Annotated in this window: 14 protein-coding genes; 12 read left to right on the plus strand and 2 right to left on the minus strand. The window is 72.5% G+C overall.

Annotated features, from left to right (window positions below):
* The first annotated feature begins 155 nt into the window (after positions 1–155).
* The gene (locus ACZ4TO_RS28415; RefSeq protein WP_468025543.1) at positions 156–3890 is read left to right on the plus strand and encodes a glycosyltransferase family 2 protein; all 3735 of its coding nucleotides are present in this window, start codon (positions 156–158) and stop codon (positions 3888–3890) included.
* Positions 3887–5395 (plus strand): DUF5719 family protein, encoded by a 1509-nt coding sequence (locus tag ACZ4TO_RS28420; RefSeq protein ID WP_382792027.1) that lies wholly within the window; start codon positions 3887–3889, stop codon positions 5393–5395. The genes ACZ4TO_RS28415 and ACZ4TO_RS28420 overlap by 4 nt, the downstream gene beginning before the upstream one ends.
* A gap of 46 nt (positions 5396–5441) precedes the next feature.
* Here the strand turns inward: ACZ4TO_RS28420 and ACZ4TO_RS28425 are convergent, their stop codons facing one another.
* Positions 5442–5891, minus strand: a complete 450-nt coding sequence (locus tag ACZ4TO_RS28425) for a metallopeptidase family protein (protein ID WP_382792105.1) — start codon at positions 5889–5891, stop codon at positions 5442–5444.
* A 292-nt stretch (positions 5892–6183) separates the two neighbouring features.
* Here ACZ4TO_RS28425 and ACZ4TO_RS28430 point away from each other — a divergent pair, with 292 nt between their 5' ends.
* From ACZ4TO_RS28430 to ACZ4TO_RS28470, 9 genes are all read left to right on the plus strand, one after another.
* A complete protein-coding gene (locus ACZ4TO_RS28430; RefSeq protein ID WP_468025544.1) occupies positions 6184–6660 on the plus strand; it encodes a DUF3499 domain-containing protein in 477 nt (158 codons plus the stop codon).
* Positions 6661–6877: 217 nt separating this feature from the next.
* Positions 6878–7042 carry a hypothetical protein gene (locus ACZ4TO_RS28435; protein ID WP_468025545.1) on the plus strand — a complete coding sequence of 55 codons (165 nt, stop codon included), beginning with the start codon at positions 6878–6880 and terminating at the stop codon, positions 7040–7042.
* Positions 7043–7182: 140 nt separating this feature from the next.
* Positions 7183–8544, plus strand: a complete 1362-nt coding sequence (locus ACZ4TO_RS28440) for a phosphomannomutase/phosphoglucomutase (RefSeq protein WP_382792036.1) — start codon at positions 7183–7185, stop codon at positions 8542–8544.
* A gap of 169 nt (positions 8545–8713) precedes the next feature.
* Positions 8714–8884 carry a Trm112 family protein gene (locus tag ACZ4TO_RS28445; RefSeq protein WP_355767387.1) on the plus strand — a complete coding sequence of 57 codons (171 nt, stop codon included), beginning with the start codon at positions 8714–8716 and terminating at the stop codon, positions 8882–8884.
* A 295-nt stretch (positions 8885–9179) separates the two neighbouring features.
* Complete coding sequence (locus ACZ4TO_RS28450; RefSeq protein ID WP_382792039.1) at positions 9180–10307, plus strand: SIS domain-containing protein; 1128 nt, start codon at positions 9180–9182, stop codon at positions 10305–10307.
* A 129-nt stretch (positions 10308–10436) separates the two neighbouring features.
* Positions 10437–11588: a mannose-6-phosphate isomerase, class I gene (gene manA, locus ACZ4TO_RS28455; protein WP_468025546.1), complete on the plus strand. Its 1152-nt coding sequence runs from the start codon at positions 10437–10439 to the stop codon at positions 11586–11588.
* Between the two features lie 145 nt (positions 11589–11733).
* A complete protein-coding gene (locus ACZ4TO_RS28460; RefSeq protein ID WP_468025547.1) occupies positions 11734–12714 on the plus strand; it encodes a cation diffusion facilitator family transporter in 981 nt (326 codons plus the stop codon).
* A gap of 405 nt (positions 12715–13119) precedes the next feature.
* Complete coding sequence (gene ahcY / locus ACZ4TO_RS28465; protein WP_382792047.1) at positions 13120–14577, plus strand: adenosylhomocysteinase; 1458 nt, start codon at positions 13120–13122, stop codon at positions 14575–14577.
* A gap of 100 nt (positions 14578–14677) precedes the next feature.
* Positions 14678–15334 carry a hypothetical protein gene (locus ACZ4TO_RS28470; protein ID WP_468025548.1) on the plus strand — a complete coding sequence of 219 codons (657 nt, stop codon included), beginning with the start codon at positions 14678–14680 and terminating at the stop codon, positions 15332–15334.
* 65 nt (positions 15335–15399) lie between these two features.
* On the opposite strand, the gene ACZ4TO_RS28475 is transcribed toward ACZ4TO_RS28470, so the two are convergent.
* Positions 15400–16398: an RDD family protein gene (locus ACZ4TO_RS28475; protein WP_468025549.1), complete on the minus strand. Its 999-nt coding sequence runs from the start codon at positions 16396–16398 to the stop codon at positions 15400–15402.
* A 143-nt stretch (positions 16399–16541) separates the two neighbouring features.
* Between ACZ4TO_RS28475 and ACZ4TO_RS28480 the strand changes: the two genes are divergently transcribed.
* On the plus strand, positions 16542–17549 hold the full coding sequence (locus tag ACZ4TO_RS28480) for a stage II sporulation protein M (protein ID WP_468025550.1): 1008 nt from the start codon (positions 16542–16544) through the stop codon (positions 17547–17549).
* The last annotated feature ends 480 nt before the right edge of the window (positions 17550–18029 follow it).

Here is an 18029-nt window from a genome sequence, read left to right on the forward strand (position 1 = left end):
TTACGTAAGGAACGGCCCGTCGCACGTGGGTTATCCACAGGCGGCGGGCCGCCGTCTTTCCCAGCCGTTAGTGTGGGCCCTCGTCCGAGACGTCCCGCTGTCCCCGCCGGACACAGACGTCCACCGCAGTCCATCGAACCGGGGCCTGTACCTCGATGTCCGTGCACAGCCTTTCGGCAGCCAGTAACGACGCCGCTGCCGCCCCTGAGTTTCCGCGCCACGTGGTGACCGCGGTGCTCGTCTCCCACGACGGCGCCCGCTGGCTGCCACAGGCGCTCGCCGGGCTGCTCGGCCAGGACCGCCCCGTGCAGAACGCGATGGCGGCCGACACCGGCAGCGCGGACGAATCCGCCGAGCTGCTCACCGAGGCGCTCGGCGCCGACCGCGTGCTGCACCTGGCGCGGCGCACCGGCTTCGGCCAGGCCGTCGAGGAGGTGTCCCGCACCGCCCCCGAGCTGACCCCGGAGGACCTGCCCTACCTCAAGCGTCCGAGCGGCTGGGACCCCGTCACCCGTAGCTGGCGCGACGACACCTACGACCTGCCGGAGCTCCCGCACGGCGAGCCCGAGCAGTGGCTCTGGCTGCTGCACGACGACAGCGCCCCCGAACCCGACGCCCTGGCCCAGCTCCTGCGCGTCGTGGAGAACGAGCGGGAGGCCGGCCAGGACGTGGCCGTCGTCGGCCCCAAGCTCCGCGGCTGGTACGACCGCCGGGCGCTCCTGGAGGTCGGCGTCACCATCGCCAACTCGGGCCGTCGCTGGACCGGTCTGGACCGGCGCGAACAGGACCAGGGACAGCACGACCACGTGCACCCGGTGCTGTCCGTGTCCACCGCGGGCATGCTGATCCGCCGTGACGTCTTCGAGGAACTCGGCGGCTTCGACCGCCGGCTGCCCCTCATGCGTGACGACGTCGACCTGTGCTGGCGCGCCCAGGCCGCCGGCCACCGGGTGCTCGTCGCCCCGGAAGCCGTCGTCCGGCACGCCGAGGCGGCCTCCCGCGAGCGCCGCGCCGTCGACTGCGTGGGCCGCACCGCCGCGTCCCCGCACAAGGTCGACAAAGCGGGCGCCGTCTACACCCTCCTCGTCAACGCCCGTACGGCGCAGCTCCCCTGGATCCTGATCCGCCTCGTCCTCGGCACCCTGCTGCGCACCGTCGCCTATCTCGTCGGCAAGGTCCCCGGACAGGCCGTCGACGAGATCCGCGGCCTCCTCGGCACCCTGCTGCGCCCCGAGCGGATCATCGCCGGCCGGCGCAGGCGCGGCCGCCCCCAGGTCGACAAGGGTGAGCTGCGGCCCCTGTTCCCGCCCCCGGGAGCCACCGTGCGGGCCACCATCGAGCAGGTCGCCGGCAATCTGATGAGCGGCTCCGACGCCGAGGCCACCACCGGTGCCGGACGGCACGGAGGCGCCGTCGAGTCCGGACCGGGCGGTGACGACGGCGACTTCCTGGAGATCGAGCAGTTCGCCCGGATCAAGCGCATCGCGCGCAACCCCGGCCCGATGCTGTTCCTGGTGCTCCTGTTCGTCTCGCTCCTCGCGTGCCGTGAGCTCCTCGGCGGCGGGGCCCTCTCGGGCGGCGCGCTGCTTCCCGCTCCCGCCGACGCCTCCGACCTGTGGGCGCGCTACCTCGACGGCTGGCATCCGGTCGGCGCGGGCTCCACCGAGTCCGCCCCGCCCTACCTCGCGATCGTCGCCCTGCTGTCCTCCGCGCTCCTCGGCTCCACGGGGCTCGCGGTCACCGTCCTCCTCGTGGGATCCGTGCCGCTGGCCGGCTTCGCCGCCTACTTCGCCTCGCGCCCCCTCGTCGAGTCGCGTCTCCTGCGCGCCTGGGCCTCCGTCGTCTACGCCTTCCTGCCCGCCGCCACCGGCGCGCTCGCCGGAGGCCGCATCGGCACCGCCGTCCTCGCGATCCTGCTGCCGCTCATCGCGCGCGCGGGCGTCGCGGCGAGCGGCCTCGCGCACGGCTCCCGGGCCCGCGGTAGCTGGCGCGCGACCTGGGCGTACGCCCTGCTGCTGACGTTCACGACCGCGTTCACCCCGATCGTGTGGCCCATCGCGCTGGTCCTCGGCGTCGCCCTCCTCGTGGTGCGCCGCAGGGAGATCCCCGCCTACGGACTGCGTTTCCTGGCCCAGCTCGGCACCCCGCTGCTGGTCCTCGCCCCCTGGTCGCTGACCCTGCTGCCGTTCGGCTTCTTCAAGCAGGCCGGCCTGGACTACGGCACCGGCGCGGCCTCCGCGCTCGACCTGCTCAGCGCCAGTCCCGGCGGGCCGGGCACCGTCAGCGGACTGATGCTCTTCGGCATCGTCCTGGCCGCGCTGGCCGCGCTGCTGCGCTCCGAGCGCCAGGCGGGGATCCGGACCGCCTGGGTCGTCGCCGTCGTCGCCCTCGTCTTCGCGGCCCTGTCCAACCGCTCCACCTGGGCGGGACCCGCGACCCTCGTGTACGGCCTCTCGCTGCTGGCCGCCGCGGCCGTCGGCTCCGACGGGGCACGCGCGCGGGTCGCCGAGCAGAGCTTCGGCTGGCGCCAGCCGGTGGCCGCGCTCATCGCCTTCGCCTGCGCCGCGGGCCCGCTGCTCGTCGCCGCCGGATGGATCATCCGCGGCGCCGACGGACCCGTCGAGCGCCGCGACCCGGTGCAAGTGCCCGCGTTCGTCGCCGAGGAGAGCAACACCCGCGACCAGGCCCGCACACTCGTCCTCGACAGCCGCTCCGCCGCCGATGTCGGCTACGTCCTCGTGCGTGGCTCCGGCGCCCGTCTCGGCGACGCCGAACTCGCCGCGGCCGGCGGCGAGAACAAGAGGCTGGACAAGGTCGTCGCCAACCTCGTGGCGGGCTCCGGCGCCGACCAGGCCGACCAGCTCGGCGGCTTCGCCGTGCGCTACGTCCTGGTCCGCAAGGGCGCGCCGCGCGAGGTGAGCCGCGTCCTGGACGCCACCCCGGGCCTGTCCCGGCTGAGCCAGCAGGACGGCAGCGCCCTGTGGCGCGTCGACCAGCAGGTCTCCCGCGCCGCGATCGTCCCCGCGTCCGGCGACCCGGAGTCCATCGCCGCCGGACCCGTCGAGGTGCACACCACGATCCCCACCGGTGACGAGGGCCGCGTCCTGCGCCTGGCCGACAGCGCCGACGCGGGCTGGACGGCGACCCTGGACGGCAAGCAGCTCGGCCGCACCACGGTCGACGGCTGGGCCCAGGGCTTCCAACTGCCCTCCACCGGCGGCAGGCTGGACGTCACGTTCGAGGCACCGCTGAGCCACACGGCCTGGCTGTGGGCCCAGGGCGCCCTCGCCCTGGTCCTCGTGGTGCTCGCCCTCCCCGGGCGGCGCCGGGACATCGACGACGACCTCCCGGAGGAGGAGCAGCCCGTACCCGCCCAGGACATGACGGGCGACGGGCGCCGCGCCCGCCGGCTGCGTGCCCAGGCCGAGGCCGAGGCGGAGTCCGGGCAGCCGGACGAGGGCCAGGAGCTCGACGAGGACTTCCCCGCCCACACCGACGCCGACGAGGGCGAGGACCAGGAGTCCCCGGCCGTCGCCGTCCCGCATCAGCAGCAGTACGGCGCCTGGGACACCCCGAGCTACGCGAACGCCGAGTACGACACGTACGGCGGCGAGCGGTACGAGGGGCAGCAGGGGTACCCGGCCGGTGCCTACGACCAGCAGGCGTACCCGGCGGATCCCTACCAGGGCGGCCAGTACGACCCGTACGCCTACGGCGGCACGGCGGCGTACGACCAGAACTACGGCCAGGGCTACGACGCGAACGGCCGGCCCTTCGATTCCCAGGGCCAGGGCTACGACCAGGGCGGGCAGGGCTACGACCCGGCCTACGACCCCACGCAGCCCCCGCACGGCACCGACAGTGAGCGCCCCGACGGGAGCCAGCAGTGAACCGCACCACCCTGTCCCTGATCGCCGCGGCGACCGCGCTCGCCGCCGTCACCGGCTTCGCGACCCTCAAGTCGCCCGGCGCCGGCGGCGACAGCGCGTCCGCCACGGCCGCGCGGCTGCCCGTGGAGCGCACCAGCCTGCTCTGCCCGCAACCGAGCACCTCCGACATCGCGGACACCGCCTACACGTCCTTCACCCCCGTCGTGGAGGGCGCGAGCAGCGGTGGCAAGGCTCAACTCCAGGCCGCGGCCGAGGAGTCGGCCGAGGGGTCCGGTTCGGGCGGCGGCAAGAAGAGCGGTGCCAAGGCCGCCAAGCCCGTCGTCCAGCCCAAGGAGCCCGGCAAGCCCGCGGCCGGCGACACCTCGGGGGCCGACGCGCCCGCCCTGGTGGGCGTCGCCTCGGGCAAGTTCGCGCCCGGCTGGACGGTTCAGGAGACCACCGAGGTCGCCGCGGGTGCCGGGCGCGGTCTGCTCGGCACCAACTGCGCCGCTCCCGACACCGAGTTCTGGTTCCCGGGTGCCAGCACGGCCGCGCAGCGCACCGATTACGTCCATCTGACGAACCCGGACGACGCGGCGGCGGTCGTCGACATCGATCTGTACGGCAAGGACGGCACGCTCAAGTCCACGGTGGCGGACGGGATCACGGTCAAGGCGCACGCCAGCGAACCGATCCTGCTCAACACGCTGACCAGTGGCCCGCAGGCCGACCTCACCGTGCACGTGAAGGTCCGCAGCGGCCGCGTGGGAGCCGCCGTGCAGGCACTCGACGCGAAGACCGGCGGCGACTGGCTGGCCGCCTCCACCGACCCCTCGGGCAGCCTCGTCATGCCGGGCATCCCCAAGGACGCCACCTCCGTGCGCCTGGTCGCCTTCGCGCCCGGTGACACGGACGCCGACCTGAAGGTCCGCCTCGCCTCGCCCACGGGGACGATCACCCCGGCGGGGAACGAGACGCTGCACGTGAAGGCCGGCATGACCGCCGCCGTCGACCTCGGGGACGTCACCCGCGGCGAGGCGGGCTCCCTGGTGCTCACCCCCACCGGATCGTCCGCGCCGGTCGTGGCCGCGCTGCGGGTGGTGCGGGGCAAGGGCGCCGATCAGGAGACCGCGTTCATCCCGGCCAGTGCCCCGGTCGGCGCGCGTGCGACGGTCGCCGACAACACCGCCAAGGGCTCCACGCTCGCCGTGACCGCGCCGGGTCAGGGAGCCACGGTCAAGGTCACCGCGTCCGCGGGCAGCGGGGGCGGCACGGCCGTCTCGAAGACGTTCACGATCAAGGGCGGGACCACCCAGAACGTCGAGGCGCCCGTCCCGAGCGGCCTCAAGGGCACGTACGCGCTGACCGTCGAGTCGGTCTCCGGAGGGCCTGTCTACGCCTCCCGGATGCTCTCGGCGAGCCAGGACGGCGTTCCGGCCTTCACCATCCAGAACCTGCCGGACGACCGCGGGACGGTCTCGGTGCCGGACGCGCGACAGGACCTCTCGGTGCTGCTCGGCCAGTGACCGGGACCGGTGATCCCGCCCGGGCCCGAGCGGCCGCGGGCGGGTCTCAGTCCTCGCCGTAGCGCGGGTCGACCGTCTCCGGCGTCAGGCCCAGCAGTTCCGCGACCTGTTCCACGACGACCTCGTGCACCAGGGCGGCGCGTTCGTCGCGCCCCTTGGTGCGGATCTCGATCGGGCGGCGGTAGACGACCACGCGCGCGGGACGGCCCTCGCGCGCAGCGATCGTGCCGCCCAGCGGCACCGCCTCGTCGCTCCAGCCCTCGCCCGAGCGCTCCAGGCGGGGGACCTCCAGGACCATGAAGTCGATGTCCGCGAGCTGTGGCCAGCGGCGCTCCAGGCGTTCCACGGAGTCCTGCACGAGGTCCGCGAAGACCTCGGAGCGGCTCGCCGCGAGCGGTACCTGGGGAGGCGCCACAGGGCCGCGCATGCCCCTGCCGTGGCGGTCGCGACGACGGGGACCGGGCGCTGCGGCACGGGGCGGTACGGGGCTGTCCATCACTGACGAAGAGTAGTCCCCGCCCGGCCCGGCCGCCCGGCCCCACGCGCCGGTCGTCGACGGGTGGGCGACGGGTGGGCGACGCCGGGAGGGCGGATCACCCTGGCCCGTCCCCGGCCCGTCCTGTCTTCCGGATGACGCCGGATGACCATTCTCGTCAAGATTCAGCTCGATTTCGTATCTCTCCAAGACCGTCTCTGACATGGCAATTGGCATGATTCGCACCAAGTGGTGACCGGATTCAGGTCTGTTCGGTATCTCGGCACTCGATGTCGCCCCAGGTCAGGCTCTGATGCTCCGAAAGCCGTGTGGGGCGTCTCACAGGACGACACGGTGGGGTGACCTGGGGGAGAGTCGTCGCGGCCCGCTCAAGAGTGCGGTACCGTCCAACGTCGTGAGCCTTGTACGTCGCTGTTCGCGCACCGCTTGCGGCCGTCCCGCCGTCGCGACGCTGACGTACGTCTACGCCGACTCGACCGCGGTCCTCGGCCCGCTCGCCACCTACGCCGAACCCCACTGCTACGACCTGTGCGCCGAGCACTCCGAGCGCCTCACCGCGCCGCGCGGCTGGGAGGTCGTCCGCCTCGCCGACTCCTCCGGTCCCGCGCGCCCCAGCGGCGACGATCTGGAGGCGCTGGCGAACGCGGTGCGCGAGGCGGCCCGTCCGCAGAAGCGCGCGGCGGAGGCGGGCGGCAGCGCCCGCTCGGCCGACCCGATGGAGGTCGCGCGCCGCGGCCACCTGCGGATCCTGCGCTCGCCCGAGAACTGATCACCGCCCTTTCGGCCGTGCGGTCCCGCCACGCCACGCTCCGCCCGCCGCATCCGGCGCGCCTTTTCCCCGCCCGCCGCTCCGCGCCCGCCGCTCCGCCGCACCGGCCCCGGCCCCCGCGACGGGCCTGACGGGCCTTCCGGCGGCCCCACCGCTCGCCCGCCTCGCCCACTGCGTACTGGCGGGCCAGAAGCTCTCCAGTGCAGCCCAGGGCGCCGTGTCCGCCCTCGTAGTCGCCTTCGCCGCCGCCCAGTTCGCCGCCTCGGACCCTCCCTCGGGGCAACTCGCCGACAACGGCGTCTCCTTGGCCGCCGCCGTCCTGGCGACCCGGCCACGCGCGCGCGTGGCCGCCCGGAACGGCTCACGACGGTCCGCGAGTTGAGGTCCGTGATCCCGGTCGAGAGGACCGAACCCCGGATGCCGTCCTGACCTGGGACGCGACCCGCTCGAGCCGGCCACCACCCGCTGTCGGCCCGGACGGGTAGTTTGGGGCCACCGAAGTGGACTCCTGGAGGGTTGGCCGTGACTGCTGATCTGTCGCAGCTCGTGAAGGCGTACGACGTACGCGGGGTGGTCCCGGACCAGTGGGACGAGCCGCTCGCCGAGCTGTTCGGTGCCGCCTTCGTCCAAGTGACCGGAGCCGACGCCATCGTGATCGGGCACGACATGCGGCCGTCGTCGCCGGGCCTCTCCCGAGCCTTCGCACGCGGCGCCGCGGCACGCGGGGTCGACGTGACCGAGATCGGCCTGTGCTCCACGGACCAGCTCTACTACGCCTCGGGCGCGCTCGGCCTGCCCGGCGCCATGTTCACCGCCTCGCACAACCCGGCCCAGTACAACGGCATCAAGATGTGCCGGGCGGGCGCGGCCCCCGTCGGCCAGGACACCGGGCTCTCCGAGATCCGCCGGCTCGCCGAGACCTGGCTCGACTCCGGCGCCCCGACCTCGGACGCCACGCCCGGAACGATCACGCAGCGTGACACGTTGGAGGATTACGCGGCCTACCTCCGCTCGCTCGTCGACCTGACCTCGATCCGCCCCCTGAAGGTCGTCGTCGACGCGGGCAACGGCATGGGCGGACACACCGTGCCCACGGTGTTCTCCGGCCTGCCGCTCGAACTCGTCCCGATGTACTTCGAACTGGACGGCACCTTCCCGAACCACGAGGCCAACCCGCTCGACCCGGCGAACATCGTCGACCTCCAGAAGCGCGTCCGCGAAGAGGGCGCCGACCTCGGCCTGGCCTTCGACGGCGACGCCGACCGCTGCTTCGTCGTCGACGAGCGGGGCGAGCCGGTCTCCCCGTCCGCGATCACCGCGCTGGTCGCCGCCCGCGAGCTCGACAAGCACGGCGGCGGCGTGGTCATCCACAACCTCATCACCTCCTGGTCGGTCCCGGAGGTCGTCCGCGAGCACGGCGGCACCCCGGTCCGCACCCGCGTCGGCCACTCCTTCATCAAGGCCGAGATGGCCACCTCCGGCGCGATCTTCGGCGGCGAGCACTCCGCGCACTACTACTTCCGCGACTTCTGGAACGCCGACACGGGCATGCTGGCCGCCCTCCACGTCCTCGCCGCCCTCGGCGGCCAGGACGGCCCGCTCTCCGGGCTCGTCGCGGAGTACGACCGCTACGCGGGCTCCGGCGAGATCAACTCCACGGTGGACGACCAGGCGGCCCGCCTCGCCGCCGTCAGGGCCGCCTACGAGGACCGCGAGGGCGTCGAGTTCGACGAGCTCGACGGCCTGACGGTCACCCTCGGGGACGCGTGGTTCAACGTCCGCCCCTCGAACACCGAACCCCTCCTCCGCCTCAACGCGGAGGCCCCCGACCAGGCCGCCATGGCAAAGCTCCGCGACGAGGTCCTGAAGCTCATCAGATCCTGACCCGCGACCAGCCCCTCCCGCGCCCTCACCCGGCGCGGGAGGGGACACCGGGGCCGGGGGCCCGTACACCTGCCCGGCACGCCCCACGAACCGTGGGCGCGCCCCGGCGGCGGGCTTCCCGCAGCGGTACCCTGACCAGGCCGCATCCACCGTTTCGGAAGGACACCCCATGCCGCTCGAAGCCGGCCTCCTGGAGATCCTCGCCTGCCCGGCCTGCCATGCCCCGATCAAGGAGCAGGAGACCGAGCTGATCTGCACGGGAGCGGACTGCGGGCTCGCCTACCCGGTCCGCGACGGCATCCCCGTACTCCTGGTCGACGAGGCCCGGCGCCCCGCGTAACCGACGCACCCGCCTCGCGCACAGCGGCGCCGCGACCGCCGCACGCGAGGCGACAGCGGCGCCGTCCCCGTTCGCGGGCCGACGGCGCGGCAGGCACGACGAGCCACGAACCCGACGACGAGCGACGGCACCCGCCGCCCGCACGGACGACGGCGACGCGGCCGTCCCGATGCCGGCGCAGCCCGCCCGGCACCCGGTCCGACCCAGCGCGCTCGGCCCTCCCGCGAGCGACCCCGTGCAAGCGACCCCGGCGGCTCACGCGCAAGCGCCCCGGCGATCGGAGGCTACCGACCCCATGCTCGACGAATCGCTCCTCGACGATCCCGACGCGCTCACCCGGGCCGACCGGCGGGCCCTGCTCCGAGGCGCCGCCGAGGCCGGCGCCCGGGTACGCACCGCGGTCCGGCACGCCAACGAGGCCGGCATCTCCGAGCTGAAGCCCGACGGCCGCCCCCGCGCGGTCCTCATCGCGGGCCCCGGCATGGCCGCCACCGGCGTCGCCGAACTGCTCGGCACCCTCGCCGGAGCGAGCTGCCCCCTCACCCGGCTCACCCCCACCGGCGTCGCCCCCGCCGGAGGCGCCCTGCGCTGGGACCTGCCCGGCTGGGCCGGCCCCGTCGACCTCCTGCTGGTCGCCACCCCCGACGGCAGCGAACCCGGCCTGGAACTGCTCATCGAGCAGGCCTACCGGCGCGGCAGCACCGTCGCCGCCGTCGCCCCCGCCGGCTCCCCGATGGCCGAGTGGGTGGAAGGCAGCCACGGTCTCTTCGTACCGATGGCGACCGCCCCGTACGAGCAGGAGGAGCCCCTGGGCGCCTCCGCGCCCGGCGTGCTCTGGGCGCTGCTCACCCCGCTGCTCGCCCTCCTGGACCGCACCGGCCTGGTCTCCGCCCCGCCCCAGGCGCTGCAGAAGGTCGCCGACCGCCTCGACCGCGTCGCCGAGCGCTGCGGCCCCGCCATCGCGGCCTACCACAACCCCGCCAAGACGCTCGCCGTCGAACTGGCTGAGGCGCTCCCGGTGATCTGGACGGAGGGCACCTCCGCGGGCCCGGCCGGCCGCCGCTTCACCGCGGCACTCGCCGAACTCGCCGGCCGCCCCGCGCTCACCGCCGAACTGCCCGAGGCGCTCGCCTCGCACAGCGTGCTGCTCGCCGGCGCCCTCGCCGCGGGCGCGGACCCCGAGGACTTCTTCCGGGACCGCGTCGAGGAGGCACAGGCGCTGCACGCGCGCGTGGTGCTGCTCCGCGACCGTCCCATCGGCGGGATCAGCGCCGCCCCCGCCGCCCGCGAACTCGCCCTCAGCCACGACACCGCGATCAGCGAGCTCGAACCCGAGGAGGGCGGCGAACTGGAAACCCTCGCCGAGCTGATCGCCATCACGGATTTCGCCGCCGTTTACCTGGCGCTCGCTTCGGGGGCCTGATCTTGGGCAGGACCTCGCGCCCGGCGTGCCGTACCGCCGGACCCCGCGCCAGGCTCCCCTGACACCAGGCTTCCGATCGACGCCCGCCCCGGCGGGCCGCGCAGCGCACGTATGGAGAAGAAGACACCGATGGACCGCCTCGACAACACCGTCCGCCCCTACGCCTGGGGCTCGACCACCGCCATCCCCCTGCTGCTCGGCGTGGAGCCGACCGGCGAACCGCAGGCGGAGATGTGGATGGGCGCCCACCCGGGCGCACCCTCGCGCACCGGGCGCGGTCCGCTCAACGAGGTCGTCGCCGAGGACCCGGAGCGGGAACTCGGCCGCGCCGCCGTCGCCCGGTTCGGCCCCCGGCTCCCGTTCCTGCTGAAGCTCCTCGCCGCCGGCGCCCCCCTCTCCCTCCAGGTGCACCCCGACCTCGAACAGGCCCGCGAGGGCTACGAGGACGAGGAGCGCCGGGGCGTCCCCATCGACGCCCCGCACCGCAACTACAAGGACGCCAACCACAAGCCCGAACTCATCTGCGCCCTCACCGAGTTCGACGGCCTGTGCGGCTTCCGCGCCCCCGAGGAGGCCGCCGCGCTCCTCGCCGCCCTCGACGTCGACTCCCTCAAGCCGTACGTCGACCTGCTGCGCGCCCACCCCGAGGAGGCGGCGCTGCGCGAGGTCCTCACGGCGGTGCTGAGCGCCGACCCGGAGGACATGGCTCGTACGGTCACCGAGACCACCGCCGCCTGCGCCCGCCTCGGCGGCGACTACGCCCCGTACGCCGGCCTCGCCCACCACTACCCGGGCGACCCCGGAGTCATCGCCGCGATGCTCCTCAACCACGTCCGGCTCCAGCCCGGCGAGGCCCTCTACCTCGGCGCCGGCATCCCGCACGCCTACCTGAACGGCCTCGGCGTCGAGATCATGGCCAACAGCGACAACGTCCTGCGCTGCGGTCTGACCCCCAAGCACGTCGACGTCCCCGAACTCCTGCGCGTGGTCCGCTTCGAGGCGGCCGACCCCGGCGTCCTGCGCCCGGAGGCGTCCCCCGACGGCGAAGAGGTCTACGCGACCCCCATCGACGAGTTCCGCCTCTCCCGCTACGTCGTCGCCGAGGGAGCCGACCCGCGCGACCTCACCCGCGAGACCCCGCAGATCCTGCTCTGCACCTCGGGTTCCGTACGCGCCGACGGCATCGACCTGACCCCCGGCACCTCGGTCTTCGTACCGGCCGGGGAAAAGGCCGAAGTGTCCGGGTCCGGCACGATCTTCCGTGCGACAGTTGTCGTCTGACGGGACGACGGCAGGGACCTGAGGCGCGTCCCCGGCGGACCGGGCTGCAAGAATGGCCCACCGCAAAGGGTGGGCAAAGCCGGGACCGGACGGGGTACGAGGGTACGGACGGGTCCGGACGCGTACGAAGGGACAGCAGGAGCAGATGAGCGCTTCAGGCGGCACCAAAGCGATCGTGGCGGCACTCGGCGCCAACCTCGCGATCGCGGTATCGAAGTTCGTGGCGTTCGCCTTCAGCGGCTCCTCCTCGATGCTCGCCGAGGGCGTCCACTCGCTCGCCGACTCCGGCAACCAGGCGCTGCTCCTGATCGGCGGCAAGAAGGCCCAGCGCGAGGCCACCCCGCAGCACCCCTTCGGCTACGGCCGCGAGCGCTACATCTACGCCTTCCTCGTCTCGATCGTCCTGTTCTCCGTCGGCGGCATGTTCGCCGTCTACGAGGGCTACGAGAAAATCAAGCACCCGCACGAGATCGAGCACTGGTACTGGCCGGTCGGCGTCCTCGTCTTCGCGATCATCGCCGAGGGGTTCTCCTTCCGTACGGCCATCAAGGAGTCCAACGAGCTGCGCGGCTCGCACTCCTGGTCCCAGTTCATCCGCCGCGCGAAGGCCCCCGAGCTGCCCGTCGTCCTCCTGGAGGACTTCGGCGCGCTCATCGGTCTGGTCCTCGCCCTCGGCGGCGTCGGCCTCGCCCTGCTCACGGACAACGGCGTCTGGGACGGCATCGGCACCGTCTGCATCGGTGTCCTGCTCATCCTGATCGCCCTCGTGCTCGCCGCCGAGACCAAGTCGCTCCTGCTGGGAGAGTCGGCCGGCCCGGAGGAGACCGCGAAGATCGAGGCGGCGATGGTCGACGGCGACACCGTCCCCCGCATCATCCACATGCGCACCCTCCACCTCGGCCCCGAGGAACTGCTGATCGCCGCGAAGATCGCCGTGCGGCACGACGACACGGCCGCCGAGGTGGCCAAGGCGATCGACGCCGCCGAGGCCCGCATCCGCGCCGCCGTCCCGATCGCCCGGGTGATCTACCTGGAGCCCGACATCTACAGCGACACCGAGGCGGCCAAGGGCCCGGACCCGGCCGCGACCCCCGGCGGACCGACGCCGTCACAGGCCGACCACTGACCCCGCCCGCTCCCGAATCCCCGTTCCACCCCGCCGGGGCCCGTCCGCGACACGGACGGGCCCCGGCGGCGTTCCTCCGTCCAGCACCCCGCTCCGGCACCCCCCATCTGCGCCGGACCCTTCCGATCAAGCCCGTGAAGGCCGCTTTGTCCGGACGTGGACTGGGGAGGGACCGGCCCACCGGTGTAGCTTGGTGACCGAGCCAGACGTCGCTGCTGATGGCGGTCGGGCGGTCCCACCGCGGACCGGCCGAGGGAGAGAGGGCCTCCGACGGACTGCGCTGCGCGCACCGGGCACAGCTGTGTCCTGCCGAGGCACGTCCGTGCCCCGTCGGGCACGCGCACGTGCCGCCGCCGCGCAGAACAGCCCTACCCACCTCGCCCCGATACCGAGGAGCAGCTCTCCATGACGACTGTCGACAACCGACAGGACTTCAAGGTCGCCGACCTCTCCCTGGCCGCCTTCGGCCGCAAGGAGATCACCCTCGCCGAGCACGAGATGCCCGGCCTGATGTCGATCCGCAAGGAGTACGCCGAGGCGCAGCCCCTCGCGGGCGCCCGCGTCACCGGCTCCCTGCACATGACGGTGCAGACCGCCGTCCTCATCGAGACCCTGGTCGCCCTCGGCGCCGAGGTCCGCTGGGCCTCCTGCAACATCTTCTCCACCCAGGACCACGCCGCCGCCGCCATCGCGGTCGGCCCGAACGGCACGCCCGAGAACCCGCAGGGCGTCCCGGTCTTCGCCTGGAAGGGCGAGACCCTGGAGGAGTACTGGTGGTGCACGGAGCAGGCGCTGACCTGGCCGAACACCCCCACCGGCGGCCCGAACATGATCCTGGACGACGGTGGTGACGCCACCCTCCTCGTCCACAACGGTGTCAAGTACGAGAAGGACGGCAAGGTCCCCTCCGTCGACACCGCCGAGAACGACGAGCACCGCGTCGTCCTCGAACTCCTCAACCGCACGATCAGCAACGGCTCGCAGAAGTGGACCCAGCTCGCCTCGGAGATCCGCGGCGTGACCGAGGAGACCACGACCGGCGTCCACCGCCTGTACGAGATGTACCGCGACGGCACCCTGCTGTTCCCGGCGATCAACGTGAACGACGCCGTCACCAAGTCGAAGTTCGACAACAAGTACGGCTGCCGCCACTCCCTGATCGACGGCATCAACCGCGCCACCGACACCCTCATCGGCGGCAAGACCGCCGTCGTCTGCGGCTACGGCGACGTGGGCAAGGGCTGCGCGGAGTCCCTGCGCGGCCAGGGCGCCCGCGTGATCATCACCGAGATCGACCCGATCTGCGCCCTGCAGGCGGCGATGGACGGCTACCAGGTCACGACCCTCGACGAGGTCATCGACAAGGCCGACATCTTCGTCACCACGACGGGCAACAAGGACATCATCATGGCCGCGGACATGGCCAAGATGAAGCACCAGGCGATCGTCGGCAACATCGGTCACTTCGACAACGAGATCGACATGGCCGGCCTCGCGAAGATCCCCGGCATCGTCAAGGACGAGGTCAAGCCCCAGGTTCACACCTGGAAGTTCCCCGACGGCAAGGTCATCATCGTGCTGTCCGAGGGCCGCCTGCTGAACCTGGGCAACGCGACCGGCCACCCGTCGTTCGTCATGTCCAACTCGTTCGCGGACCAGACCCTGGCCCAGATCGAGCTGTTCACCAAGCCCGAGGAGTACCCGACCGACGTCTACGTGCTGCCCAAGCACCTCGACGAGAAGGTCGCCCGTCTCCACCTCGACGCGCTCGGCGTGAAGCTCACGACGCTCCGCCCCGAGCAGGCCTCGTACATCGGTGTCGAGGTCGAGGGCCCGTACAAGTCGGACCACTACCGCTACTGAGCACGCCCGCCGAGCAGCGGTACCACCGCTCGGCGTCCGGATGTCAGCAGGCCCTCGCCGTCCCGGCGGGGGCCTGTCCCCGATGAGGACCTGAACGCCCATGCCCCGCGGCCGCTATTCGCTCCATGATCCGCACGACCACACCCCTCTCGCCGACGAACACTTCAACTGCGCGCCCGGTCCCTCCGGCTGGCGCTACGTCTCCCAGCTCACCGCCCCGTCCGACATCATGCCCGACGGCCCGCCCGAGCCCGGACCGGCGACGGTCACCGGCTCCGTCGACCTCGCCCTCGACGATCTGGGCCGCCCCATCCGTCTCGAACTGCACGCGGCCGGCTGGCAGGTGCGGGGCGCCGCTCTCGACGGCGTGACCTGGGTCCGCACCGACCCCACCGGGACCGAGGCCACCGAAGGCAACGTGCCCGCCCACGCCTTCACCGGCACCTCTCCCGCCTTCCTCGTCGCCACCGCCCGACTTCTTCGCCTCACCCCTTCCCCCACCCCCTCGGCGACCCGCGTCCGCCTCGTCGCCTTCACCGACCCGGTCCTCGCCCCGCGCACCCTCGACCAGTCCTGGGCCTTGATCGCAAGCGAAACACACGCCACTGACAACGGGCCGCTGACCGTGGACGAATACCAGGTCACAGCGCTGGACACGGGGGAACAGCACGCCGTGCACATCGCCGGCGACGTGGTGCTCGCGGCCCCCGGCATCGAACTGGAACACCTCGAATCACCACCGTCGGTCTTCACCTGACGGCGGTGCCGGACCGGCGGACCGGCGGTGCTGGACCGACGATGCCGACCCTGCGGAGAGGGCGGCTACGCGGGCGGCGCGAAGCCGGTCGACGGACGCTCGTCCGGTTCGGAACGCTCGACCGGAGCGGCCGGGCCGGCCGAACCGACCGGAGCCGGGGACGGGGACGCGTACGGAGGCGCCACCGGATACCCGCCGGGGACCGGCGGAGCGGGGTGGCCACCGGGACCCGGAGGAAGGGGCTGACCGACAGGTCCGCCGGGCTGCGGGTAGGGGTGATGACCAGTGGGTGCGGGGAACGGGAAGCCGTTCGGCGCGGCACCGAAGGTCCGCCGGGCCTCGCGGGTCTGGCGCTCCTGCACGACAGCCGCCAGATACGCGCCCGCCGGCACACCCTGCGGCGCCGGAGCCCCGGTACGAGCGGCGAGATCCACGGCCAGCCGCTCCGCCATCGCCCCACCGATCTGCGGATCCAGTTGCTGCATCCGCGTCAGGTACTGCCGGATCGCCAGCCACAGCTCGTCCGGTACGGCGGACAGATCGAGCTCCGCGAACCGTCCCGCCAGCCAGGGCGGCGGCGCGGGAACGTACGGCATGCGCCCCACCGGAATCCGCTCCCGCACGACGAGCGTCCCCGCGAACACGTCACCGAGCCGCCGCCCGCGCTCCGACACCAGCGAAGCGATGCAGGCGACGATCCCGAACGTCATCAGGATCTCGACCACCCCGACGGCACCGCGCACCAGAGCGTGCCGGAACCGGATCGGCCCGCCGTCGTCCCGCACCACCCGCAGCCCGCACGCCATCTTCCCCAGCGAACGTCCGTGGCTGAGCGTCTCCACGGCGATCGGACCACCGACCAGCACGAGAAGGAAACTCGCGATCGAGACGGCGATCTGTGCCGCGTCGTCCAGCGTGGCCGTCGCGGCGACCAGACCGATGGTCACGACGACGTACACCGCCACCGCCACCGCCAGGTCGAGCACCACGGCCAGCGCCCGGCTCGGCAGTTTCGCGGGCCGCAGCTCCAGTGCCACTGCCTCGCCCGTCACCAACTCGCTCACGCACGCCGCCCTTCCCCTGACCTGCCCCGACTGACCTGCCCCGACAACCGCCAGTCTGCCAAGCTGAGGGCGCATCGCGCCCCAGTAGGACAAGCTGACATCCACGACGAGCCCCAGATGCGCAGCGAGGAGCAGGCAAAACGATGGACCTCGACGTCTTCGTCTCCGCCCACCGAGCCGAGTGGGACAGACTCGACGCCCTGCTGCGCCGCCAGCGCCGCCTGACCGGGGCCGAGGCCGACGAACTCGTCACCCTCTACCAGCGAACGGCCACCCACCTCTCGCTGATCCAGTCCAGTGCGCCCGACCCCCAGCTCACCGGGCGCCTCAGCCAGCTCGTGGCCCGCGCGCGTGGTGCCGTGACAGGCACCCGCCGGGCCTCGTGGCGCGATGTCACCCGCTTCCTGACGCAGGGTTTTCCCGCGGCCGTCTACCGGTCCCGTCACTGGTGGGTGCCCACGGCGCTCCTGTCCACGGTGATAGCCGCCCTCCTCGGGTGGTGGATCGGCACTCACCCCGAGGTCCAGGCCGCCATCGCCGCGCCCGACGAACTGCGTTCCCTCACCCGCCCCGGCGGTGAGTACGAGACCTACTACTCCAGTCACCCCGCCGCCGCCTTCGCAGCCCAGGTGTGGACGAACAACGCCGAGGCCGCCGCCATGTGTCTGGTGCTGGGCGTCTTCCTCGGCCTGCCGGTCCTCTGGATCCTCTTTCAGAACATGCTCAACCTGGGCGTCGGCATCGGCCTGATGTCCTCGGCCGGCCGGCTCGACACCTTCCTCGGGCTCGTCCTTCCGCACGGCCTGCTGGAACTCACCGCCGTCTTCGTCGCCGCGGGGACGGGGTTGAAGCTGGGCTGGACCGTGATCGACCCGGGCCCGCGATCCCGTCGGACAGCCCTCGCGGAGGAGGGGCGCGCCGCGATCGGCATGGCGATAGGACTGGCGCTGATCCTCTTCGTCTCGGGTGCCATCGAAGGCTTCGTCACGCCGTCCGGCCTGCCGACCTGGGCCCGCATCGGCATCGGCATCACCGCTGAACTGGCCTTTCTCGCGTACGTCTATGTCCTCGGGGGGCGCGCGGCACGCTCCGGCGAGACAGGAGACGTCACGGCGTCCGAGCGAAGCGCCACTCTGCCCATGGCCGCCTGATGTGCGTGGGCCCCTGATGACCTGCTAGCCTTCTCGTCACCCCAGAAAACTCGTTGACACGGGTCGCTGGGGGAGGTAGATTCGAACAGTTGCCTAGAACTGGACACGTCCGGTGGTGGCGGTTTAGAGTCTGCTCGCTTCTCAAAGCAATCGACACGTCGATTCAGAAGAAGCCCCTCCTGATGATTCAGAAATGGCTGCCGGTCAATCCGGCCCCCAGATTCTGATAAAGTCGGAGCCGCTGAAAAGGGAAACGCGAGAGCGGATTACCTTGAAAGCACCGAGGAAATCGGGCCCGAAAGGTTCTGATAGAGTCGGACTCGCCGGAAAGGGAAACGCGAAAGCGAGAACCTGGAAAGCACCGAGGAAATCGGATACGGAAACGGTCTGATAGAGTCGGAAACGCAAGACCGAAGGGAAGCGCCCGGAGGAAAGCCCGAGAGGGTGAGTACAAAGGAAGCGTCCGTTCCTTGAGAACTC

The organism is Streptomyces sp. NPDC028298, assembly GCF_055565895.1.

Coding starts and splice junctions, on each gene's coding strand:
- ACZ4TO_RS28460 (WP_468025547.1), top strand. CDS start 11,734: ATGAGCGCTTCAGGCGGCACCAAAGCGATCGTGGCGGCACTCGGCGCC.
- manA (WP_468025546.1), top strand. CDS start 10,437: ATGGACCGCCTCGACAACACCGTCCGCCCCTACGCCTGGGGCTCGACC.
- ACZ4TO_RS28445 (WP_355767387.1), top strand. CDS start 8,714: ATGCCGCTCGAAGCCGGCCTCCTGGAGATCCTCGCCTGCCCGGCCTGC.
- ACZ4TO_RS28470 (WP_468025548.1), top strand. CDS start 14,678: ATGCCCCGCGGCCGCTATTCGCTCCATGATCCGCACGACCACACCCCT.
- ACZ4TO_RS28430 (WP_468025544.1), top strand. CDS start 6,184: ATGCTCCGAAAGCCGTGTGGGGCGTCTCACAGGACGACACGGTGGGGT.
- ahcY (WP_382792047.1), top strand. CDS start 13,120: ATGACGACTGTCGACAACCGACAGGACTTCAAGGTCGCCGACCTCTCC.
- ACZ4TO_RS28480 (WP_468025550.1), top strand. CDS start 16,542: ATGGACCTCGACGTCTTCGTCTCCGCCCACCGAGCCGAGTGGGACAGA.
- ACZ4TO_RS28415 (WP_468025543.1), top strand. CDS start 156: ATGTCCGTGCACAGCCTTTCGGCAGCCAGTAACGACGCCGCTGCCGCC.
- ACZ4TO_RS28450 (WP_382792039.1), top strand. CDS start 9,180: ATGCTCGACGAATCGCTCCTCGACGATCCCGACGCGCTCACCCGGGCC.
- ACZ4TO_RS28425 (WP_382792105.1), bottom strand. CDS start 5,891: ATGGACAGCCCCGTACCGCCCCGTGCCGCAGCGCCCGGTCCCCGTCGT.